Annotated in this window: 22 protein-coding genes; 9 read left to right on the top strand and 13 right to left on the bottom strand. The window is 71.4% G+C overall.

All coding sequences use genetic code 11. From position 1 onward, the window contains the following. Window positions 1–2: 2 nt before the first annotated feature. Genes QRY02_RS25545 through QRY02_RS25560 form a run of 4 tightly spaced genes read right to left on the bottom strand, consistent with a single transcriptional unit; the run spans window position 3 to window position 5341 of the window. Window positions 3–986 carry an LLM class F420-dependent oxidoreductase gene (locus QRY02_RS25545; RefSeq protein WP_285985383.1) on the bottom strand — a complete coding sequence of 328 codons (984 nt, stop codon included), beginning with the start codon at window positions 984–986 and terminating at the stop codon, window positions 3–5. Further along, window positions 983–2176 carry an acetyl-CoA acetyltransferase gene (locus QRY02_RS25550; protein ID WP_285985384.1) on the bottom strand — a complete coding sequence of 398 codons (1194 nt, stop codon included), beginning with the start codon at window positions 2174–2176 and terminating at the stop codon, window positions 983–985. The genes QRY02_RS25545 and QRY02_RS25550 overlap by 4 nt, the downstream gene beginning before the upstream one ends. A gap of 4 nt (window positions 2177–2180) precedes the next feature. Then, window positions 2181–3872: a class I adenylate-forming enzyme family protein gene (locus tag QRY02_RS25555; protein WP_353067987.1), complete on the bottom strand. Its 1692-nt coding sequence runs from the start codon at window positions 3870–3872 to the stop codon at window positions 2181–2183. Beyond that, window positions 3869–5341 carry a carotenoid oxygenase family protein gene (locus tag QRY02_RS25560; protein WP_285985386.1) on the bottom strand — a complete coding sequence of 491 codons (1473 nt, stop codon included), beginning with the start codon at window positions 5339–5341 and terminating at the stop codon, window positions 3869–3871. The genes QRY02_RS25555 and QRY02_RS25560 overlap by 4 nt, the downstream gene beginning before the upstream one ends. 125 nt (window positions 5342–5466) lie before the next feature. Here QRY02_RS25560 and QRY02_RS25565 point away from each other — a divergent pair, with 125 nt between their 5' ends. Together QRY02_RS25565 and QRY02_RS25570 are read left to right on the top strand one after the other, a co-directional pair. Then, window positions 5467–6423: a winged helix-turn-helix transcriptional regulator gene (locus QRY02_RS25565; RefSeq protein WP_285985387.1), complete on the top strand. Its 957-nt coding sequence runs from the start codon at window positions 5467–5469 to the stop codon at window positions 6421–6423. A gap of 82 nt (window positions 6424–6505) precedes the next feature. Further along, the gene (locus QRY02_RS25570) at window positions 6506–6691 is read left to right on the top strand and encodes a DUF5302 domain-containing protein (protein WP_013228723.1); all 186 of its coding nucleotides are present in this window, start codon (window positions 6506–6508) and stop codon (window positions 6689–6691) included. Between the two features lie 42 nt (window positions 6692–6733). Here QRY02_RS25570 and QRY02_RS25575 read toward each other — a convergent pair whose 3' ends face one another. Further along, complete coding sequence (locus QRY02_RS25575) at window positions 6734–7666, bottom strand: MBL fold metallo-hydrolase (protein ID WP_285985388.1); 933 nt, start codon at window positions 7664–7666, stop codon at window positions 6734–6736. 84 nt (window positions 7667–7750) lie between these two features. On the opposite strand from QRY02_RS25575, the gene QRY02_RS25580 reads away from it, so the two are divergent. Then, window positions 7751–8695 carry a LysR substrate-binding domain-containing protein gene (locus tag QRY02_RS25580; RefSeq protein ID WP_285985389.1) on the top strand — a complete coding sequence of 315 codons (945 nt, stop codon included), beginning with the start codon at window positions 7751–7753 and terminating at the stop codon, window positions 8693–8695. Here QRY02_RS25580 and QRY02_RS25585 read toward each other — a convergent pair. From QRY02_RS25585 to QRY02_RS25605, 5 genes are all read right to left on the bottom strand, one after another. Further along, complete coding sequence (locus tag QRY02_RS25585) at window positions 8680–9480, bottom strand: serine hydrolase (RefSeq protein WP_285985390.1); 801 nt, start codon at window positions 9478–9480, stop codon at window positions 8680–8682. The genes QRY02_RS25580 and QRY02_RS25585 overlap by 16 nt on opposite strands. After that, complete coding sequence (locus QRY02_RS25590) at window positions 9477–10550, bottom strand: Glu/Leu/Phe/Val dehydrogenase dimerization domain-containing protein (RefSeq protein WP_285985391.1); 1074 nt, start codon at window positions 10548–10550, stop codon at window positions 9477–9479. Before QRY02_RS25590 ends, QRY02_RS25585 begins: the two co-directional genes overlap by 4 nt. A gap of 164 nt (window positions 10551–10714) precedes the next feature. After that, a complete protein-coding gene (locus QRY02_RS25595; protein WP_285985392.1) occupies window positions 10715–11908 on the bottom strand; it encodes a PLP-dependent aminotransferase family protein in 1194 nt (397 codons plus the stop codon). Next, window positions 11905–12699 (bottom strand): tryptophan 2,3-dioxygenase, encoded by a 795-nt coding sequence (locus QRY02_RS25600; RefSeq protein ID WP_285985393.1) that lies wholly within the window; start codon window positions 12697–12699, stop codon window positions 11905–11907. The genes QRY02_RS25595 and QRY02_RS25600 overlap by 4 nt, the downstream gene beginning before the upstream one ends. Beyond that, on the bottom strand, window positions 12696–13511 hold the full coding sequence (locus QRY02_RS25605; RefSeq protein ID WP_285985394.1) for a PaaX family transcriptional regulator: 816 nt from the start codon (window positions 13509–13511) through the stop codon (window positions 12696–12698). The genes QRY02_RS25600 and QRY02_RS25605 overlap by 4 nt, the downstream gene beginning before the upstream one ends. A 48-nt stretch (window positions 13512–13559) precedes the next feature. Between QRY02_RS25605 and QRY02_RS25610 the strand changes: the two genes are divergently transcribed. The 5 genes from QRY02_RS25610 to QRY02_RS25630 all read left to right on the top strand — a co-directional run bounded on the left by QRY02_RS25610 (window position 13560) and on the right by QRY02_RS25630 (window position 17641). Then, entirely contained in the window at window positions 13560–14312 is a 753-nt protein-coding gene (locus QRY02_RS25610) for a creatininase family protein (RefSeq protein ID WP_285985395.1), read from the top strand. Then, window positions 14305–15825 carry a benzoate-CoA ligase family protein gene (locus tag QRY02_RS25615; protein WP_285985396.1) on the top strand — a complete coding sequence of 507 codons (1521 nt, stop codon included), beginning with the start codon at window positions 14305–14307 and terminating at the stop codon, window positions 15823–15825. The genes QRY02_RS25610 and QRY02_RS25615 overlap by 8 nt, the downstream gene beginning before the upstream one ends. After that, on the top strand, window positions 15822–16514 hold the full coding sequence (locus QRY02_RS25620; RefSeq protein WP_285985397.1) for an SDR family NAD(P)-dependent oxidoreductase: 693 nt from the start codon (window positions 15822–15824) through the stop codon (window positions 16512–16514). The genes QRY02_RS25615 and QRY02_RS25620 overlap by 4 nt, the downstream gene beginning before the upstream one ends. Next, on the top strand, window positions 16511–17338 hold the full coding sequence (locus QRY02_RS25625) for an enoyl-CoA hydratase family protein (protein ID WP_285985398.1): 828 nt from the start codon (window positions 16511–16513) through the stop codon (window positions 17336–17338). The genes QRY02_RS25620 and QRY02_RS25625 overlap by 4 nt, the downstream gene beginning before the upstream one ends. Window positions 17339–17404: 66 nt before the next feature. Then, window positions 17405–17641 carry a hypothetical protein gene (locus QRY02_RS25630; RefSeq protein WP_285985399.1) on the top strand — a complete coding sequence of 79 codons (237 nt, stop codon included), beginning with the start codon at window positions 17405–17407 and terminating at the stop codon, window positions 17639–17641. Here QRY02_RS25630 and QRY02_RS25635 read toward each other — a convergent pair. Next, a complete protein-coding gene (locus QRY02_RS25635; RefSeq protein ID WP_285985400.1) occupies window positions 17616–18212 on the bottom strand; it encodes a TetR/AcrR family transcriptional regulator in 597 nt (198 codons plus the stop codon). The two genes, QRY02_RS25630 and QRY02_RS25635, sit on opposite strands and share 26 nt — an antisense overlap. A gap of 60 nt (window positions 18213–18272) precedes the next feature. Between QRY02_RS25635 and QRY02_RS25640 the strand changes: the two genes are divergently transcribed. After that, on the top strand, window positions 18273–18929 hold the full coding sequence (locus tag QRY02_RS25640) for an SDR family oxidoreductase (protein ID WP_285985401.1): 657 nt from the start codon (window positions 18273–18275) through the stop codon (window positions 18927–18929). A gap of 4 nt (window positions 18930–18933) precedes the next feature. Here the strand turns inward: QRY02_RS25640 and QRY02_RS25645 are convergent, their stop codons facing one another. Both QRY02_RS25645 and QRY02_RS25650 read right to left on the bottom strand, forming a co-directional pair. Next, entirely contained in the window at window positions 18934–19323 is a 390-nt protein-coding gene (locus QRY02_RS25645; RefSeq protein WP_285985402.1) for a VOC family protein, read from the bottom strand. Then, window positions 19323–20240: an SMP-30/gluconolactonase/LRE family protein gene (locus QRY02_RS25650; RefSeq protein ID WP_285985403.1), complete on the bottom strand. Its 918-nt coding sequence runs from the start codon at window positions 20238–20240 to the stop codon at window positions 19323–19325. The genes QRY02_RS25645 and QRY02_RS25650 overlap by 1 nt, the downstream gene beginning before the upstream one ends.

The following is a 20240-nucleotide window of genomic DNA, read 5'->3' on the forward strand; positions in this document are numbered from 1 at the left end:
GCCTACGCGTCGAACGGAACGACGGCGGATCGACACGCGGCGAGAGTTTCCGCGCCACCCGGGTCGTCGTCGCTGGTGGCCGGGACGATCGCCAGCTCGTCGATCCCGGCTTCCGCGTACTCGGCCGCCTTCGCCGTGATGTCCTCCGGCGAACCGAGAAGGCCCACCGTCGCGATCGCCTCCACCGGGACCGCCGCCAGCAGCTCGCGCGGGTGCGGGCGCGTGCGCGCGAAGTCGACCAGGTCGCCGAAGCCCGCCGCGCGGAACATCTCGCCGTACCCGGGCGCCGCCAGGTAGCCGACCACTCCGCGCCGCAGCTGTTCGAGGGCTGCCGGGTCCGGGTCCACCGCGGCGACCACCCAGGCGGCCACTGGCGGGGGCGGGGTGCCCGCCCGCGAAGCGGCTTCGTGCAGACCTCGTACCAAGGATTCCGCGGCCGCGGGGCTGACCAGGTTGACCACCATCCGGTCGGCGTGCCTGGCCGCCACCTCCAGGGCCTTCGGACCGAACGCGGCGATCGTCAAAGGTGACTTCGGCGCGGGCAGCCGCAACCGATAGCCGTGCGAACCCACCACCGAACCGTCCGCTGTGGACTTCTCACCGGAAACCAGCTGCCGGACGGCGACCGCGGACTCCGCCAGCGCCGTCGCGGAACGAGCACGCGACCGGCCGTGCCAGCCACGCACGACGACGTCGCTGGACGTGCCCAAGGCGACCCCGGTCGTCCGTCCGGTCAGGGCCGCAACGGACGCGACGCCCATGGCGATCGTCGCCGGGTCGCGCACGGTCACGGCCAGTGGCCCGAACGTCAGCGAGATCCGCGAAGTCGCCGCGCCGATCGCGGTGCCGAGCGCGAAAGCGTCCCAGGTCGCCATCTCGCCGATCCACAGCTCCGAGTAGCCCGCGGCCTCGGCGGCGCCCGCGGTTTCGAGGGCTTCCTCCGGCGGGCGGTCCTGCCAGAGGCCCAGCGACACCGAAAGCTTCATGCGGAAGCCTGCACGATCATGGTGACCACCGTGGTGAACGAGCCGCCGACGTTCAGCGTCAACGCCGTCCGCGCGCCGTCGACCTGCGTCTCGCCCGCCGTGCCGGTCACCTGCCGGGCCGCGTCGAGCAGCATGCGGACGCCGGTCGCGCCGACGGGGTGGCCGAGGCCGATCAGGCCGCCGCCCGGGTTGATCCCGGCCGCGTCGAGCCCGCCGCCGGCGATGAACCGGCCGCCGTCGCCGGGCGGCGCGGCACCGAGGTGCTCCAAGGCGACCAGGCCGGTGATCGTGAAACAGTCGTGCAGCTCGACGACGTCGAGCGCGTCCGGCCCGGGTAGGCCCGCTCGCCGGTAGGCGTCGGCGACGGCGCCGTGCAGGTGCGGGAACAGGTACTCGCCCCCGGCAGCGAGCTTCTCGGCGAGACCGATGTGCGCGGTGCGGTGCCCGAAGCCGGCGATGCGCGGGAAGCCACCACCGAGCCGGCCGGCGAACGTGGGCGAAGCCAGCAGGACCGCCGCGGCGCCGTCGGTGATCCGGCCGCAGTCCTGCTTGCGCAGGCGGCCCTCGATGACCGGGTTCAGGACGTCGTCGGATCCGAACGCGCCGTCCGGGAACCGCCAGTCGCGGGCCTGCGCCAGCGGATTGCGCGCCGCCCGGGCGAAAGCGTGCTCGGCGAACAGCCCGAGGTGCCCGGGATCGAGGCCATAGCGCGCGTCGTAGGCGTCGGCGACCTCGGCGAACAGCGCCGGCCAGGCAAACTTCGCGGAGACGGCTTCGTGACCGGCCCACGCGGCGGACCCGAGGTGCTCGGCGGCCCGCTGCCCGTCGGTGTTGCGCATCAGCTCGGCCCCGACGACCAGCGCCAAGTCGTAGCGGCCCGCTTCGAGGTCCGCACACGCGGCGAGCACGGCCGTGCTGCCGGACGCGCACGCGGCTTCGTGCCGGGTGCTGGGCACGCCGTCGAGCTCCGGCACCGCGGCGACCAGCACGCCGCCCAGCTGGGCCTGGCCGGTGAACAGCTCCGCGGCGAGGTTCCCGACGTGGGCGACCTCGACGTCGTTCGCGCTCACTCCAGCGTCCGCCAGGGCGGCGGGCACCACCTCGGCGAACATCTCGAGGATGCCGCAGCCCTCCTTCGCGTAGTTGCGCGCGAAGTCGGTCTGCGCCCCGCCCAGCACGAACACCGTCATGGCCTCACTCCAGACTTTCCCGCAGCCGCCGCTTCAGGATCTTCCCGACCGGGTTGCGCGGCAAGGCGTCCGCGTATTCGAGCCGTTCCGGCAACTTGAACGCGGCCACCTTCTTCTCCCTCAGGTACGCGACCAGCTCGTCCAGTGTCGGCTTCCGTTCGCCGGGCACGACGACCGCGCACACCCGTTCCCCCATGACGTCGTCGGGCACGCCGACCACCCCGACGTCGGCGACGTCCGGGTGCCCCGCCAGCAGGCCCTCGACCTCGGCGGGCGAAATGTTCATGCCGCCGCGGATCACCAGGTCCTTCATCCGGTCGACGTACCGCAGGAATTCTCCGTGCTCGCCGTCGATCTCGAAGACGTCGCCGGTGCGGAAGTGCCCGTCTTCGTCGAAGGACGACGTGTCGAGGGGCTCCTCGATCGAAGTGAGGTACCCGGCGAACACCGTCGGCCCGGCGATGTGCAGCTCGCCGGGCCGCCCGGGTCCGGTCACGTGCTCGCCGGTGACCGGGTCGTGCAGCCGCACCGACGTCCACCCGGCCACCGGGGTCGACCAAGTGGCGGCGGAGGCGTAGTTCGGGAAGTAGGTCGCGCGCTGGTCCGGGTCCGGGATGTCCACCGGACCGGACAGCAACGCGGTGCCCTCGTTCGAGCCGAAGAAGTTGATGATGTCGATGCCGTACCGTTCGGCCCAGGTGCGCACCAGCCACGGCGAGAGCGGCGCCGAGCCGGACCCGATCTTCCGCAGGGCCGAAATGTCCACTCCGGACAGGATCTTCTCGTTGTGCAGCAGCATGGTCAGCAACGCCGGCGGCGCGAGGGTGTAGGTCACGCGCTCGGCCGCGAGCTGCCCCAGGAACACCGGCAGGTCGAACGGGTGGTGCGGGACGAACACGGCGCCGGTCAGCAGCCACGGCAGGAACATGCCGCCGATGCCGGCCATGTTCGTCATCGGGAACGGCGAGAGCAGGACGTCGTCGCGGGTCATCCCGGCGGCCTGGACGCAGCCGGCGGCGGTCGCCAGCCAATCTCCGTGGCAGCGCGGCACGGCCTTCGGCTCGGCTTCGGTGCCGGACGTCCAGCAGATCGTGACGCAGTCGTTCACGTCGGCTTCGGTCAGGTGCGAGTCCAAAGCGGATTTGTCCGCTTCGGACAGGGGAGCTTCGGGCCAGGCCAGGGCGCCGGCCGGTTCGTCGTCCCCTCTGGCGACGACGAACCGGACCGACAGCGCCGAAGCGCCGATTAGCCCAAGGGCCGCCCCGGCGAGCGGGTGCTCGCCGTATCTGGATGCCGTGATCACCCCGACCGCCCCGGTGCGCCGGCACATCGGAACCATCTCGTGCTCCCGGTAGGACACCGGGAACGGGGTGACGACCGCGCCGATCCGCACGATCGCGAGGAACGCCTGGACCAGGGCCGAGCAGTTCGGCAGCTGCACAGCCACTACGTCACCTGCTCGCACCCCTCTGGCGAGCAGGAACGCGGCCAGGACGTCGACGCGTTCGTCGAGCCGGTTCCAGGTCCACCGCACCGGATCGCGTCCGACCAGTGCGGTGGTGTTCGGTGGATCGACCAGCGCGAGACCCTCCGGGTCGGCACTGACCCGCTCCTTCACGAGCTGGTCGATCGTCCCCGCACTCCACCATCCCCGTGTCCGGAAGTCCCGGGCACGACCCTCTCGATGGCATCTCATGAGCGGAGGTTGTCCAGCTGGTCCGCCCGGACCCAGGTCGCGTGAAAACCGAGCGGGACACGCTGGGGAAGCAGGACCCTGGCCACGGGTCCGGCAGCGAGGTCGGCGGCGTCGAAGATGTCCAGTTCCGAGCGTCCCTCGCGCTCGTCCTGCACGAACGTCACCAGATACCCGTCCGCCGAATCGACGGGTGCTCCTTCGCGGGGTGCGAACGGAGCCTCACTGCCCCACCGGCCGGGACCGAACCGGTATTCGGTCTTCGTACCGGCAAGATTGTCGTGGCGCACCAGCCCGTCGAACTTCAGCGTCGACTCGGGCGAGATGTGCACCGCGTAGGAGTACCGGTTCCGCCGTCCGACGCCGCGGGCGTCGACGGTCGGGAACTCGGTGTTGTCGTCGTCGAGCGCGCTTTCGCGGCACGCGCCGGTCCGCAGGTCGAAGCGGTAGCGGTGCAGCTGGGCGTCCAGCCGCAGGTAGGACAGCATCTTCGCGAGCGGCGTGTGCGCGTCGGCGCGCGGCTGCGGGCGTTGCACGCGGCAGACGTCGAGGACGACCTCGTCGCCCTGCTCCCAGGCGTTGACGACGTGGTAGATGTAGCACGGGCTAGCTTCGAACCACCGGACCTGGCTACCGTCTCCGTAGCGTGGCAGGACGCCGAAGCGGCTCGGCATCGAGCGGTCGAAGTGCAGCTTGTGCCGCCCCTGCTTCGCCGCCGCCAGGTCCTGGACCAGCGGCAGGTCCATCAGCACCGCGTAGTGCTCGGTGATGGCCATGTCGTGCGGCAGGCGCGGGCCCGGCAGCTCGACGTCGGTGGTGGTCACGACAGTGCCGTCCGCGCTGATCACGCCGTAGCGCAGGTACGGCGGGCGCGGCCCGTAGTCGAACCAGAACAGCTCGCCGGTGGCCTCGTCGACCTTCGGGTGGGCCATCATGTCGCCGGCCAGCGTGCCGAGGAAGTCTTCGGCGCCGAGGGTCTCCAGCGAAAGCGGGTCGACCGCGTACGGCGAGCCGCACAGGTACCAGGTGGCGAGGATCCGGCCCCGGTGGAAGACGACGTCGGTGTTGGCGTTGTCCTTGAGCCCGAGGCCGTGGGAATTGCCGAAGGGGTTGTCCTTCGGGTTCTCCATGACGCCGGTCCAGAGCGCCTTGCCGGCGGCGGACTCGGCTTCGAAGGCCTTGGTGCGGATCCAGCGGTTGCGGTAGCGGGCCTTGCCGTTCTCCAGGTGGACCGCGTGGATCATGCCGTCGCCGTCGAACCAGTGGTAGCGGCCTTCCGGGGCGAACCGCGGGTTCGGGCCGTTGCGCAGGTAGACGCCGTTGAGGTCCCTCGGGATCTCGCCGATGACCTGCAGGTCTTCGGCGTCGATCTCGGTGCCGACGGGAGCGTAGACGCCGAGCAGGTAGGGGTTGTCCTCGCCGGTGTCCGCCGTCCGGGCCACCATCAGCGGCTGTTCGGAGGTGCTGGTCATCGGGCTGCTCCCTGGCTGCGCGGGCTGATGGAGAAGAGACTATGATTTGTGTACCCAGGTGTCAATAGGCTTCTTCTGGTGTAGCCAGGTGTACCCTGAGGTCGTCGTGTAACGAGGGGGAAGTGGTGACCGAAGCGTCTGCACACCGCGTCCGGCCGGCGGGGGATCCGCTGCGCCGGGCGCTCGAACTGGTCGGCGACCAGTGGACGCTGCTGATCCTGCAGAGCCTGTTCCTGCGCTTCCGCCGGTACGAAGAGCTGCGCCTGCGGCTGGGCATTTCGCCGACGGCGTTGGCGGGACGGCTGCGGGACATGGTGGACGCGGGCATGCTCATCCGGGTGCCGTACCGGGACGCGCGGCGGACGCGGCACGAATACCGGCTGACCGAGCGCGGCCTCGAGCTGTGGCCGCTGCTGATCTCGATCTGGGCGTGGGAGCGCGAGTGGGTCGAAGGCCGGCGCGAAGTGCTGCCGACGCTGATCCACCTCGACTGCGAGCTGGCTACATCAGCACCCCTCGGCTGCGCCGCCTGCGGCCGCCGGGTCGACGCGCGCGACGTCCGCGCGGAACGGCTGGACAGCACCGGCGTCGCGGCGGCGACGGCGTCCAAGCGCTTCCGCCGCAAGGACGCCGAGTCCCTGGCCGGCGACCCGCTGATGTTCTTCCCGGACACGATGGAGCTGCTCGGCGACCGGTGGTCGACCGGGTTGCTGGTGTCGGCGCTGCTCGGCTGCCGGCACTTTTCGGAGTTCGAGCGCGAGCTGGGCATCGGGCCGAGCGTGCTGTCGGGCCGGTTGAGCAAGCTGGTCGAGGTCGGCGTCCTGCGCACCGGCGCGGCGAAGACCCGCACCGACGCCCGCGACTACCGCTTGACGGCGAAGGGCCTGGCGTTCTTCCCGGCGCTGGCGTTCATCGCGGAGTGGTCGCGCGGGTTCGAGGTGACGGGCCAGGAGCCGGACATCACGTTGCACCACGTCGAGTGCGGCGAGCGGCTGCGCCCGATACTGCTGTGCGACCACTGCGGCCGCCCCCTGACCCGCAAGTCGGTCCAGTTCGGCGGCGTACCGTCCCCCCAACGCTGACGACGTGACCAAATCGACTCGCCAAGCAGTTTGAGTGATGCCAGGCTGGGGCGGTCACACGTCGTCATTTTCGGAGGTAAGCATGAGTGAGCCGGACCCGTCGCCCAGCGGCGAGGAGGACGACGTCAAGCGCAAGTTCCGCGAAGCACTGGAGCGCAAGCAGGCCCACGCGCGAACGGGAGCGTCGCACGAGAACGCGGGCGGCAAGAACCAGCACGCCCACGGCCCGGCGGCGAACAAGCGGACGTTCCGCCGCAAGAGCGGCTGAGCCGAAGGCCCCCACCGCGAGCGGTGGGGGCCCTTCGCGCTTTCAGGGGGTGAATTCCCCGAGGTGGTCCAGCACCACGAACTCGCTTCCGGGACTCGCCGCCGCCACCGCCTTCCGCAGGGTTTCCAAGCCGCCGTTGGGGTCGTGCGCCTGGCCCAGCGGCAGGTCGAAGTCGTCCCAGTGCGTTGCCGCCACCCATCGGGGGCCGCCCAAAGTCCGCAGCAGGCGCGGGACGTACTCCCGCACCTTCGCCCCGCCCGGCGGCAGCAGCACCACGTCCGGCCGGAGGCCGGCCAGCTCGGACTCGACGTAGTTCGAACCCCCGAAGTCCAGCACGCTCGCTCCGCCACCGGACACCACATACGCCAGCGTGCCGCCCTCCAGCAGGTCCGAGATCACGCGAGGGCGGTCGCGGCGGGACAGCGGCCGGGTGCCCGGGAACGCCACCTGGGCGCGGCTGCCCGTCGCCGAATGCAGGGAACGCAGCACCCGGATCGAGTACCCGTCGAACGTCAGGTCCTCGCCGCCCGTCGCGATCGCCAGCTGGTCCTCCGGGGCACCCATCGCCGCCATGAGACTCAAATGGGTCTCGGTGCCGATGACCGTCGCCCCGGTGCGTTCGGCCAGGTACGGGACGTCCGTCAGGTGGTCGTAGTGGCCGTGGGTCACCAGGATGTGGTCCGCCCGGAGGAACCCGCGGTCGAGGTAGCCGTCGATCAACGCGCGGTTCACCGAAAGCGGCGTCCGCGGATCCGCGCCCGCCGGTGTGTACGTTCCCGTCTTGAAGCGCGTCAGCCACGGGTCGATGAGGACCGTCTTCGGGCCGATGCGGATCTCCCAGCCGTTGTTCCCCCACCAGCGCAGCAGCATTCCCGAACCGCCCGCCGCCGCCACCGCCGGCGGGGCACCCGCCAGGATCGCGGCCGCCGCCGCGCCCGCGCCGAACAGCCCGCGCCTGCTCAATCCCTTGTCCATACCGGACACCCGACCACGACCGGCACCGTGCTGTCCAAGATCGAGACGACTGCATACCGATAGGTGAACGGCTATCGTCGCAGCGTGGACCACCTCCGTTCGCTGCGCTACTTCCTCGTCGTCGCCGACGAACTGCACTTCGGCCGGGCCGCCGAACGGCTCGGGATCGCGCAGCCGCCGTTGAGCCAGCGCGTCAAACGGCTCGAAGCCGAGCTGGGCGCGAAGCTGTTCGAGCGCGGCCGCCGCGTCACGCTCACCGAGGCGGGCGAAGTGCTGCGCGCGGAAGCTCGCGGTCTGCTCTCCCGCTGGGACCGCATGACGACCCTCGTGGCGAAGGCCGAACGCGGGGAGCTGGACAGCCTGCGTGCCGGCGTGCCTCCGGAACTGCCCGGCCGGGTGCTGGCCGCGATCCTGACGAAGTTCGCCGCCGCGTGCCCGGCCGTGCGGCTGGACCTGCAGGAGCTCACCACGGCCGAGCAGGCCCGGCTGCTCGCCGACCGCGAACTCGACGCCGGCCTCCTGCACCTGCCGGTCGACGTGGTCGGGCTCGACCTCGGCCCGGTCGTCGACACCCCGCTGGGCGTGGTGCTCCCCCGCGATTCCCCGCTCGCGCGCCGCGCCGAGCTCACCCTCGCCGACCTGGCCGGCGAAGGCCTGGTCCACGCTCCGCGCGCCGCCGCGCCGGGCAGTTACGACGCCCTCCTGCGCACCTGCTGGGACCACGGCTTCCGCCCGGCGGCGATCCGGCACGCCCGCAATCCCGAGTTCGTGCTCGGGCTGGTCCTGGCCGGGCACGGCGTGGCGTTCGAACCCGGCGCCCGCAAGGAACCGCGGGTGGTGTGGCGGCCGCTCGAAGGCGAAGTGCTGCGGGCCCGGATGGCCTTTGCCTGGCCCTCGGCCAGCCCGCACCCGCAAGCGGCGACGCTGGGGACAATCGCGGCCCGGGTCCTCGAAGACGACGGCGTGTCGCGGATCGTGCCCCCTTCGCCGGGTCCCCGGCCGTGGGACGTGTTCTACGAGCGCAGCTGATCGACCGCCGCCCGCGCGGCCGCGCCGATCGCGCGGTCGATGTCCGGGCGCCGCAGCGTCTCGGCCCCGCCGGTCGTGAACACCGCGACCGCGTAGGCGGTGCCGTCCGGATAGGTCGCGACGCCGATTTCGTTGCGGATCCCCGGCATCGTGCCCGTCTTGCCCGCCACCGCCACCTCCGGCGGGAACCCCGCCGTCAACCGGTGCCAGCTGACCTGCGCGGACATCCACTCGCGAACCGGAGCACCCGCGTCCGCGGCCCAGATCGCCGACAGCAACGCCGTCATCTCGCGGGGCGTGCTCGCGGAAGTCCGCAGTGGATCCAGCGCCCGCAACGGGCGACCCGCCGAAGTGTCTTCGATGATCGTGCGCAGCACGTCCCGCGGCGCGCCGATCACCGTGGTGCGGGTCAAGCCCAGCTCGGTCAGCAGTGACCGGACGTTGTCCACGCCGACACGGTCGAACAGCAGGTCCGCGGCCGTGTTGTCGGACACCGAAAGGGCCAGCAGCGCCGCGTCTCGCAGGCTGTATTCGGCGTCGTCGGCGAAGCCCGCCGAACCGGTCCCGCCGAGGCGGTCCGCGGCGGACGCCCGCACCCGGTCGGTGGGGTCGAGCTGCCCGGCGGCCACCTGGCGCGCGAACTCGAAAGCCAGGGGCACCTTCACCACGGACGCCAGTACCACCGGCGAATCCGCGTCCAGGCCGGATTCGCCGGGAGAACCGAGCCGGCGGGCGTGCAGGAAGCCCAGCACGCCCACCGCTTCGAAGAACGCGGAAAGACTCACCCGGTCATGATGGACCGCAGCCGGCCGACCTCCGCCATCCGCCGCTCGGCGAGCCGGTCGGCCGCCGTCGCCGGCGGCACGCCGTCGGCCTCGGCCAGGGCGAACACCGCCTTCGTCGTGTCGTAGATGGCCGTGGTCTTGCGCTTGGCGCGCTCGAAGTCGAAGCCGTGGCGCTCGTCGTCGACCTGGATCACGCCGCCCGCGTTCACCAGGTAGTCCGGGGCGTACAGGACGCCGCGGTCGGCCAGCTGCTTGTCGATGCCCGCGTGGGCGAGCTGGTTGTTGGCCGCGCCGCAGACGATCCGGGCGCCGAGCACCGGCACGGTCTCGTCGTTCAGGACGCCACCCAAAGCACACGGCGCGAAGACGTCCAGCTCGGTGCGCAGCAGGGTGTCCACATCGGACACCACCTGCACGCTCGCGTGGATCGAGCGGGTCCGCTCGACGGCGGGGGCGTGGACGTCGGTGATCGTCACCTGCGCGCCGGCCTCCACGAGGTGGCCGACGAGGATGTGGCCCACCTTGCCGACGCCGGCCACGCCGACGCGCTTGCCGGCCAGGTCCGGGCTGCCCCAGACGTGCTCGGCCGAAGCCCGCATGCCCTGGAAGACGCCGAACGCGGTGAGCACGGACGAGTCGCCGGCGCCGCCGTCCTCCGGCGAGCGGCCGGTGACGTACTGGCATTCGCGGGCCACCACGTCCATGTCCTGCACGTACGTGCCCACGTCGCACGCCGTGATGTAGCGGCCGCCGAGGGACTGCACGAAGCGCCCGTACGCGCGCAGCAGCGCTTCGGACTTGAGCGTCTTCGGGTCGCCGATGATGACGGCCTTGCCGCCGCCGAGGTCGAGCCCGGCCAGTGCGTTCTTGTACGCCATGCCCTTGGACAGCGCGAGGACGTCGCCGAGCGCGTCGGATTCGGTGGCGTAGGGGTGGAAGCGCGTCCCGCCCAGTGCGGGGCCGAGCGCGGTGGAGTAGATGCCGATGATGGCCTTGAGGCCACTGGCCTGGTCGTGGCAGTACACGACCTGTTCGTGCCCGGTGCCCCGGGCGAACACTCCTTCGGTCACGGTGGTGACTCCTTTGTCTCCCGCGCCCGGTTCGTGGCCGGGACGCGCTTCACGGGTTGGCGGGAACCCGGCGCGCGGAGGTCGTCCGCCCGTGGGTGCCCGGCACCAACCTAGATCCCCGGTGATCGCCGGACCAGTGCCGGTCCCGCGATACGGACCGGTAGTCAGCCGGTGATCACCTTGCCGAGGGTGCGCATCGCCGTCTCCAGTTGCGTGTCCGAGAGGTACGGCGCGGGACCGAAGCGCAGGTACTGCCCCCGGCTGTCGGTGCGGACGCCCTCGGTGGCCAGCGCCGCCTGCAGCCCGGCGGCGTCGGCGCAGCGCAGCGAGAGGAACCCGCCGATCCGCTCCAACGGCGTCTCCCGGTCGCGCGTGACGACGTCTTCGGGCAGCCCGAGCGAGTCGAACACCGACGCGAGCAGGCCGACCTGGTGCTGCGACACCTGGCGGAGGAACTCGGGGGTGAGCCCCTGCTCGGCGAAGAACCGCTGGACCCGGACGCCGCGGTAGTGGCTCGCCGGGTCGTACGTGGCGCCGGCGAACCGGTCGCCGCCGATGGCGTAGGGCACCTGGCCGGGGTGGCGCTCGTCGGCGAGCGCGCCGAACTCGGCGTACCAGCCGGTGATCACCGGCCGCAGCTCCTGGGCGTGGGCGGGCAGCCGCAGGAAGCAGTTGCCCTCGCCGAGCTGCAGGTACTTGTAGCCGCCGCCGAGCACCCAGGCGTTGGTGAGCCCGAGGTCGTGCAGCGCGAACGACACGACGCCGAGCGCGTGGTAGGCGTCCACGACCAGCTCGATCGAGCGGCCGCGGCAGACGTCGGCCAGGTGCGCCAGCCCGGGGACCAGCCTCGAGGTCTCGAAGAGCACCGCGGACACGAGCACGGCCGCGGTGTCGTCGTTCACCTCGCCCGCGACGCGCTCGGCGAGCGTCGTCACCGGCTCGAGCGGCACCCGCACGATCTCGACGCCCTCCTCCTCGAGGCGGGCGAGCTGACGGCGGAGGGTGTGGAACTCGCCGTCGGTGGTGACCAGGCGCGGCCGTCGCGGCAGCTCCATCGCCGACAGGAAGCGCAGCACCAGGTCGTGCGTGCTCGCGCCGAGCGCGTACTCGCCGTGCGGGTCGCCGAGCAGCAGGCGGAAGCCCGCACGCAGCTCGTCCGCCTTCGCGAAGGCGCGCTCCCACTTGCCGTCGACGTCACGGGCGGCGTCGGCGAAGGACTCGAGGAGTCCTTCTTCGGCAACGTCCGGCCAGGCCTGGTGCGAGTGCCCGGAGAGCAGGAGGCGGTCGGCCACCGCGAACCGGGTGTAGTGCGCGGCGAGGCTGTTGCCGTCCGCGCGCAGGTCGTCCAAAGTGGTCACAGTCGGCTCCGTACGGCCCAGAGATCCGGGAACATCGGCTGGAAAAGCGTGGTACGCAGGTAAGTCGCGCCGGATGATCCTCCCGTCCCGGTCTTGTCGCCGATGGTGCGTTCGACCATCTTCACGTGCCGGTAGCGCCACTCCTGCATCCCTTCGTCGAGATCGACCAGACACTCCGCGACGACCGAGGGTCCCCCGTCGTCGCTGTACACGTCCAGCAATATCGCCTGCAGGGCCGGGGACGGCTCCACCGGTCGAGTGACGTCTCGGTCACACTCGACCGCGTAGCCAGAAACCTTGAGGTACGCGAGAAAAGAGTCGAACAACGACCGGCGCGCCATCGCGTCGGCAATGCGTTTCCGCTGCTCGCCGTCCTCGGGGTAGTGCGCGAACACGCGCTCGTCACGCCGCCCCAGCACCGCTTCCAGCTCGCGGAACTGGGCCGATTGGAAGCCGCTCGAAGCGTCCAAACGGGCGCGGAAACTGGTGAACTGGCTCGGCGTCATGGTTTCCAGCACGTCGATCTGCGCAACCGCGACCTTGAGGATGGTGAGGATCCGGCGCAGCGTGCGGATGGAGTGCGCGGTGTTGCCCTTTTCGAGGTTCCGCTGGAGGAACTCGGCTTCGTGCAGGATCTGCTTGAACCACAGTTCGTACACCTGGTGGATCACGATGAACAGCAGCTCGTCGTGCTCGTCGGACCGCAGGCGCTGCGCGTTCAGCACGTCGTCCAGCCCGAGGTACGAGGTGTAGCTCAGGGCTTCCTGAGTGGCTTGGCTGGGTTCAGTCATCCTTTGGTCACCTCGTCGAAGTGGCGCTGCGCGGGTTTCGCGAGCGCGGTGTACAGATCGTGGAACAGTTCGACCGCCGCCGCCCGGCAGTCCGGCGCGGGCACCAGGCCGGCGGGCAGTTCCGGGTCGAGCGACGGGAACATGCGGAAGGTGTGCACCAGGCGGGTGCGCACCTCGAACGCCTCGGCGTCCGGCGGCTCCCGGCCCGCGTACCCGCCGAACTGGCCGACGAACGCGGCGTACCGCGCGGCCAGGTCGTCGAGGTCCCAGGCCCGGCCGGCGAACCGGCGGACGTCCAGTGCGGCCGACGGGCGGCCGAGCAGCAGCCCGGCGTGCTCGGTGACGTCGAGCTCGCCGAGCAGGGCGACGACCTCGGCCTCGCGGTCGTGCGGGGCGATCCAGGTGCCGTCGGAGTAGGGCCCGAACCCGAGGAACCGCAGCCGCCGGACCAGGCGTTCCCTGGCCTGGCGCCGGCTCTCGGGGATGCTCTGCCACAGCACGGTCCACTCGCCGGCGGCGCGCTCGCGGCGGCCGAGGGAGAAGATCCGGTGGTCGCCGTCGGCGAGCAGCGCGACGGTGCGCCGGGTCAGCGAGTAGTGCACGGTGCGGCCTTCGCGGTGGCGCTGCAGCAGGCCGCGGCGCACCAGGCGGGTGAGTGCGATCCGGGCCGCGCCGTCGGAGAAGCCCAGCTCGGCGAGCACCGCGACCAGGCCGCCCGACCACACCCGGCGGGTTTCGCGCGGGTGCACGTAGCTGCCCAGCAACGTCATGACCAGCTCCTGAGGGCCGGCTTCGAAGGCATCGGTGGGCATGGGCGCAACTCTATACACCTCAGGCCGCTGCGGTGTAGCTTGATTTGCGTGACGTACTTCGCGGACCTCAGCTCGCCGCAGGTGGCCGCGCTGGCGGACGGCTCACGCGTTCCCGTGCTGCTGCTGCCGGTGGGCGCGATCGAGCCGCACGGCCCGCACGCGCCGCTGGGCACCGACCCGCTGATCTCCCGCGGGATGTGCGAGCGCGCGGCCGAGCGGCTGGCCGCGGACGACGACGTCCACGTCCTGGTCCTGCCTGAGGTGCCCTACGGCGTCACGCGGTTCGCGGCCGGGTTCGCCGGTGGCGTGCACATCGGCGAGGAGACCCTGCACTCGCTGCTCGTCGACATCGGGTCCGCGTTGATCGGCCAGCGCTTGAAGCGGATCCTGCTGGTCAACAACCACTTCGAGCCCGCGCACCTGGTCACCCTGCGGCGAGCCGTGGAGACGCTGAACTTCGCCTACGACGGGCGCGTCGCCCTGCTCGACCTGGTCCGGCGGCGGCACGCGGAGCGGCTGACCGAGGAGTTCCGGTCCGGCGAGTGCCACGCCGGGCGGTACGAGACGTCGCTGGTGCTCGCCGACCGGCCCGAGCTGGTCGACCAGGCCGTCATGCGAGAGCTGCCGCACGTGCCGGTGAGCCTGGCCGCCGCCCCCGAAGACGGCGGCTTCCTCGCGATGGGCATGACCGGGGCGTACTGCGGCCGGCCCGCGGAAGCGACCGCCGAAGAAGGCTCGGAGACCTTCTCGACGTTGACCGACCTGCTGGTGGAAGCGATCCGGGAGCTGGCCCGTGAGTGAGCCGTTCAACCTCGCCACGCACTTCCTCGACCGGCACGTCGCCGAAGGCCGGGGCGACCGGACCGCCCTGTACGTCGGGGACCGGACGGTCAGCTACGCGTCGCTCGCGGCGATGGCGAACCGCGTCGGCAACGTCCTGCTCGACGCCGGTGTCCGAAAAGGACAGCGGGTGCTGCTGGCGCTGAGCGACGGCGACGAGTTCGTCGCGGCCTGGTACGGCGCGCAGAAGATCGGCGCGGTCACCGCCGAGGTCTACCCGTTCCTGCAGCCCAAGGACTACGCCTACTACCTCGGCTACACCGAAGCCGTGGTGGTGCTCGCGGACGCCGTCACGCTGCCCGCGCTGCGAGCGGCGGGCGCCACCGGGTTGCTCGTCACGGGCGTTCCCGAAGCCGATCTGCGCCCCGGTGAACGTCCCTTTCGGACGCTGGTCGACGCGGCGTCCGAGGCCTTGGAAGCCGCGCCGACCACCGTGGACGACGTCGGCATCTGGAAGTTCACCACGGGCAGCACGGGTGCGCCCAAGGCGTGCGTGCACCCGCTGCGCAGTCCGAAGGAGAGCTTCGAGCGGTACGCCGTCGAGGTGCTCGGCCTGCGGGAGGACGACACTGTCCTGGCCGTGCCGAAGCTGTTCTTCGGCTACGCGCGCGACCTGGTGGCGCTGTTCCCGTTCGGTGTCGGCGCGGCCGGCATCGCCTTCGGGGAACGCAGCACGGCGGACCTGATGTTCGGGCTGATCGCCCGGTACCGGCCGACCGTGCTGGTCAACGTGCCGACGATGATGAGCGCGATGGTCGCCCACCCGGCCGCGGCGGAGCAGGACCTGAGCTGCCTGCGCATGACGACGTCGGCGGGCGAGGCGCTGCCGCCGGAGCTGCACCGCAAGTGGGACGCGGCCTTCGGGGTGCCGGTGGTGGACGGGATCGGCTCGTCCGAGGCGTACCACATCTACCTGTCCAACCGGCCGGGTGCGGCCCGGATCGGCACGCTCGGCACCCCCGTCCCCGGCTACACCGCCCAGGTCGTCGACGAGCTCGGGAACCCGTTGCCGGACGGGGAAATCGGGCCGCTGCGCGTGACCGGGCCGACGATCGCCCTGGAGTACCACGGCGATCCGGAGAAGTCGGCACGGACGTTCGACGGTGACACGCTGACGTCGGGTGACCTGTTCAGCCGCGCACCGGACGGGTACTTCCGCCACCACGGCCGCGCCGACGCGCTGCTCAAGGTCGGCGGCGTGTTCGTCGCGCCCGGTGAGATCGAGGACTGCCTGCTCGGCCACCCGGACGTCACCGACTGCGCGGTGGTCGGCCACGAGATCGACGGCTTGGTCGTCCCCCGCGCGTACGTCGTGCTGCGGCCGGGTGCCCCGGTCTCCGCCGACGAGCTGAAGGACCACGCGAAAGCCCACCTGGCCAAGCACAAGTACCCCCGCGAGGTGGTCTTCATGACGGAACTCCCCCGCACGGCCAACGGAAAGCTCGACCGGCGTGCCCTGGCGGCCCGCCCGTGAGCCGCCTGGTGGTGGTCACCGGCGGCACCCGCGGCATCGGCGCGGCGATCGCGGCCCGGTTCCGCGCCGCGGGTGACACCGTGCTGGCGCCGGGCCGCGCGGACTGCGACGTCACCGACGAGGAAGCCGTGGCTGCGTACTTCTCCTCGGCCGGCCCGGTCGACGTCCTGGTGAACAACGCCGGGATCTCGTCCAGCGCCCCGGTTTCCCGGACCTCGCTGGACGACTGGCGCGAGCAGTTCGAGGTGAACGCGACCGGCGCGTTCCTCTGCACGCGCGCGGTGCTGGACGGCATGCGCTCGCGCGACCGCGGCCGGATCGTCACGGTGGCGTCGACCGCCTCGCACGTCGGCTACCGCTACACGGCCGGGTACACGGCGTCGAAGCACGCGGCGGTGGGTTTCATGCGCGCGGTGGCGGCGGAGCTGGCCGGGACCGGCGTCACGGCGAACGCGGTGTGCCCGGCGTTCGTCCGCACCGACATGACGGCGACCTCGGTGGCGCGGATCGTCTCGCGGTCGGGACGGTCCTCTTCGGACGCGGAAGCGGCGCTGGCGGCGGCGTCCCCGCTCGGCCGGCTGCTGGAGCCGGCCGAGGTGGCGTTCGCGGTGTCCTTCCTGGCGGCCCCGGAGGCCGCCGCGATCAACGGCCAGACCCTCGTACTCGACGGCGGAGGAATCCAGTCATGAGCCCGTTCCGCGCAACTGCCCCGCTGACGAAGGAGTGGGAGCACTTCGGCTTCACGGTGTCCGACGGGGTGGCCACGGTGACGTTCACCCGGCCGGACAAGCTGAACGCGCTGACCTTCGACGTCTACGCGGATCTGCGGGACCTGATCACCGAGCTCCCGCAGCACGAGGACGTCCGGGTGCTGGTGATCACCGGCCAGGGCCGCGGGTTCTGTTCGGGCGGCGACGTCGAGGAGATCATCGGCGAGCTGCAGAAGTTCGAGACGGCGGAGCTCCTGGAGTTCACCCGCATGACGGGCGCGGTGGTGAAGGCCCTGCGCGAGTGCCCGCTCCCGGTGATCGCGGCGGTCAACGGCGTGGCGGCCGGAGCGGGTTCGGTGATCGCGCTGGCGAGCGACTTCCGGCTGCTGGCGGAGTCGGCGAAGTTCGCGTTCCTGTTCACGAAGGTCGGGCTGGCCGGGGCGGACATGGGGTCGGCGTACCTGCTGCCGCGGCTCGTCGGCCTCGGTCGCGCGACGGAACTGCTGATCCTCGGGGACAAGGTTTCGGCCGCGCGCGCTTCGGAGATCGGGTTGGCTTCGCAGGTGGTTCCCGACTCGGAACTCCCCGAGGCGACCGCGGCGTTGGCGCGCCGGCTGGCGGACGGCCCGGCACTGGCGTACGCGACGACGAAGGTGCTGCTGACCCGCGAGCTGGACATGGACCTGGGCAGCGCGATCGAGCTCGAGGCGATCACGCAGGCGTTGCTGATGACGGCGAAGGACCACAAGGAGTTCTACGCCGCTTGGTCCGCGGGGCGGGAACCGCGCTGGACGGGCCGCTGAGCCGTCCCGGTTTTGCGGGCGGACGATCCGGGCATTCTTCCCTCGACCGGCTGAGGGGACGAATCCATGGTGCGGGACGGAAAGCCGTTGTCCAAGCTCGAATCGTGGGCGGTCGGCCACCGGGCGTGGGCCTGCCTGTTCGTGGCCGTGCTGGGTGGCGTCCTCGCCTGGTGGCTGACGGTGAAGTACGGCCGGCCGAGCACCGGCGAGTTCGTGTTCTGGGCCGCGATCGTGATTCCGGTCGGGATCGGGCACACGTGGTTCGTCCTCACCCGCCTCAAGCGCCGGCGCGGCCGGGCCTGAGCAGCTCCTCGAAAAGCGTGTCCACCACTTCCCGGGAAACCACCACGCCGGTGAGCGCACCGTAGACGATCGGGCCGAGCAGGGCGTCCAGCACCGCGTCGACGCCGAGCCGGGGTGCGATCTCGCCCGCCTCGATGGCTCGCGCGACCAGCTCGCGTTCCTCCGCGCGGCGGGGGCCGAGGTAACGCTCCTGGAAACTCGCGGCCGTGGCGGCGTCGTGCTGAGCCTGAGCCAGGAGCGCGAGCAGGACCTTGCCTGCCGGGTCGTCGGCCACGAAGCGGGCGAACGCGTGCAGGTAGCCGCGGATACCTTCCGCCGTAGGCGAATCCGGTACCGGCAGGTCCTTGTCGCTGTCTTCGATCAGGGTGTCGAACAGGATCTCGACCTTCGACGGCCACCAGCGGTAGATCGTCTGCTTGGCGACGCCGGCCTGGCGCGCGATCGCTTCGACCGTCAGCCCGCCGAACCCGTGCTCGGCGAGCAGGTCGTCCGCCGCGTGGAGGACCGCCAGGCGGGCGGCCTCGTCGCGGCGGTTGCCGGAGCGGGCCCTCGGGGGATTCGCGGCTGACATGCCGGAACGATAGCCTGCTACTGTCTAGACGAGACGTCTCGTCTAGACAAAGGAGCTCCTGTGCCCACCGCTCTCGTCATCGGCGCTTCCCGCGGGCTGGGGCTGGGGCTGGTCCTCGTCCACGAACTCGAGCGGCGCGGCTGGCAGGTCATCGCCACGACCCGTGACGGCGCTTCCCCGGCCGGGCCCCCGGTCGAAACCCTGGAAATGACCGACCCCGGACAGCTCGCCGCGCTGCGCGAGCGCCTCCGGGACCGCCGGCTCGACCTGCTCTTCGTCAACGCCGCCATCGACCGCGGGAACCTGCCGATCGGCGAGGTCCCGACCGCGATGTTCACCGAGGTGATGATCACCAACGCGTTGAGCCCGCTACGCGCCCTCGAAGCCCTTCGCGAGCTCGTCGTCCCCGGTGGCACGGTCGCCGTCATGTCCTCGGAACAGGGCAGCATCACGCGCAACACCGAATCCGGCTACGACCTCTACAAAGCCAGCAAGGCCGCCCTCAACCAGCTGATGCGCAGCTACGCCACCCGCTACGACGGCGACGGCCACACCAAGCTGCTCATCGACCCCGGCCACAACCGGACGCGCCTCGGCGGACCCGACGCACCCCTGGCCCCCGAGGAAACCATTCCGGCGGTCGTCGACGTCCTCGAGGCCCAGAACGGGCCCGGCCTGCGGTTCCTGGACCGGCACGGCGAACCCGTCCCCTGGTAGCGCCTCAGGGCACCACTTCGCCCAGCCCGATCAAGTTTCCTTCGCTGTCGCGGAACCACGCGGCCCGCTCGCCGCTGCCCTTGCTCGGGTAGTTGCCGCGGATCTCCACGATCCCGCCCCGCATGCCTTCGTAGTCCTCGAACACCACCCCGCGCTCGCGCAGCACCGCGACCGTCGATTCGAGGTCGTCGACGTAGAAGGCGACCTGCGTGAACGAACCGTCGGACGCGCCCGCCGAGGCGTACAGGCAGAAGACGCCCGATGCGCCTTCGTACCGCAGGCCGCCTTCGCGTTCTTCGACCGCCTCGAGCCCGAGCTTCTCCGCGTACCAGCGCCGGGCGCGGGCGAGGTCCTGCGTGGGGATGCGGGCTTCGATCCGGACGTTGCTCAGCATCATCCGATGGTAGGCGTCACCGCGATCGCCGACTCCTCCAAAGAGCCGAAATACAACCGCCCCCGCCACTCGCGGACGCCCACCAGCATGTGGAAGCCCGGGATCTCGCCGCGGAACGAATGCACCACCCGGCCGTCGGCCGCGACACCCAGGACGCCCACCTCACGGCCCGGGCGGGGCTGCAACGACGTCGGCAGCCGCCGGATGCCCGCCCGCAGGACCGCCGGCAACCGCCGGACCACGTCGAGCGCCGCCACGCGCGGCGACGCCTGCGTGATCCAGATCAGCCCGTCCGTGCCCGTCGAGATGTTGTCCGGGAAGCCCCACAGGTTCTCGACCAGCGGGTCCACGTGACCGTCCGAAAGCCGGACGCGGGACACGCCGAACGCGCCGGTTTCCGCCACCGCCACGAACGACTCGTCCGGCGCCAGTGCGACGCCGTTCGCGAACCGGAGGCCGTCCACGAGCAGGTCTATCGAGCCGTCCGGGGACCGGCGCAGCAGCCGGCCGCCTGCCGTCTGCTCGATCAGGTCGTCGCGCCAGTTGTCGATGCCGAAGCGGCGGGACGAATCCGTGAAGTAGATCGTCCCGTCGGACGCCACCGCCGCGTTGTTGCAGAACACGAAGTCCCGGCCCAGCGCGGACGTGGCCAAGGTCGAAACCGCGCCGCCCGCCAGCGGGACCACCAGCAGGCCGGCCCGCGCGTCGCAGATCAGCAGCTCGTCTTCGCCGTGCAGCTCCAGCCCGAGCGGGCGGCCGCCCGTGTCGGCGATGACGTCGATGTGCTGCCCGTCGGGCGACAGGCGCAGGATCCGGCCGTCGTCGACGCCGGTGTAGATCCGGCCCTCGCCGTCGACGACGACGTCCTCCGGGCCGTGGCCGTTCACCGGGTACAGCGTGACCTCGCCGAACTCCAT

Origin of the sequence: Amycolatopsis sp. DG1A-15b (genome assembly GCF_030285645.1) — a bacterium.
In the GTDB taxonomy this organism is placed as follows: domain Bacteria; phylum Actinomycetota; class Actinomycetes; order Mycobacteriales; family Pseudonocardiaceae; genus Amycolatopsis.

Excerpts from the sequence above, each read along its gene's own strand:
- QRY02_RS25545 (WP_285985383.1), bottom strand. The coding sequence starts at position 986 with ATGAAGCTTTCGGTGTCGCTGGGCCTCTGGCAGGACCGCCCGCCGGAG.
- QRY02_RS25550 (WP_285985384.1), bottom strand. The coding sequence starts at position 2,176 with ATGACGGTGTTCGTGCTGGGCGGGGCGCAGACCGACTTCGCGCGCAAC.
- QRY02_RS25555 (WP_353067987.1), bottom strand. The coding sequence starts at position 3,872 with ATGAGATGCCATCGAGAGGGTCGTGCCCGGGACTTCCGGACACGGGGA.
- QRY02_RS25560 (WP_285985386.1), bottom strand. The coding sequence starts at position 5,341 with ATGACCAGCACCTCCGAACAGCCGCTGATGGTGGCCCGGACGGCGGAC.
- QRY02_RS25570 (WP_013228723.1), top strand. The coding sequence starts at position 6,506 with ATGAGTGAGCCGGACCCGTCGCCCAGCGGCGAGGAGGACGACGTCAAG.
- QRY02_RS25575 (WP_285985388.1), bottom strand. The coding sequence starts at position 7,666 with ATGGACAAGGGATTGAGCAGGCGCGGGCTGTTCGGCGCGGGCGCGGCG.
- QRY02_RS25600 (WP_285985393.1), bottom strand. The coding sequence starts at position 12,699 with ATGACTGAACCCAGCCAAGCCACTCAGGAAGCCCTGAGCTACACCTCG.
- QRY02_RS25605 (WP_285985394.1), bottom strand. The coding sequence starts at position 13,511 with ATGCCCACCGATGCCTTCGAAGCCGGCCCTCAGGAGCTGGTCATGACG.
- QRY02_RS25625 (WP_285985398.1), top strand. The coding sequence starts at position 16,511 with ATGAGCCCGTTCCGCGCAACTGCCCCGCTGACGAAGGAGTGGGAGCAC.
- QRY02_RS25630 (WP_285985399.1), top strand. The coding sequence starts at position 17,405 with ATGGTGCGGGACGGAAAGCCGTTGTCCAAGCTCGAATCGTGGGCGGTC.
- QRY02_RS25635 (WP_285985400.1), bottom strand. The coding sequence starts at position 18,212 with ATGTCAGCCGCGAATCCCCCGAGGGCCCGCTCCGGCAACCGCCGCGAC.
- QRY02_RS25645 (WP_285985402.1), bottom strand. The coding sequence starts at position 19,323 with ATGCTGAGCAACGTCCGGATCGAAGCCCGCATCCCCACGCAGGACCTC.
- QRY02_RS25650 (WP_285985403.1), bottom strand. The coding sequence starts at position 20,240 with ATGGAGTTCGGCGAGGTCACGCTGTACCCGGTGAACGGCCACGGCCCG.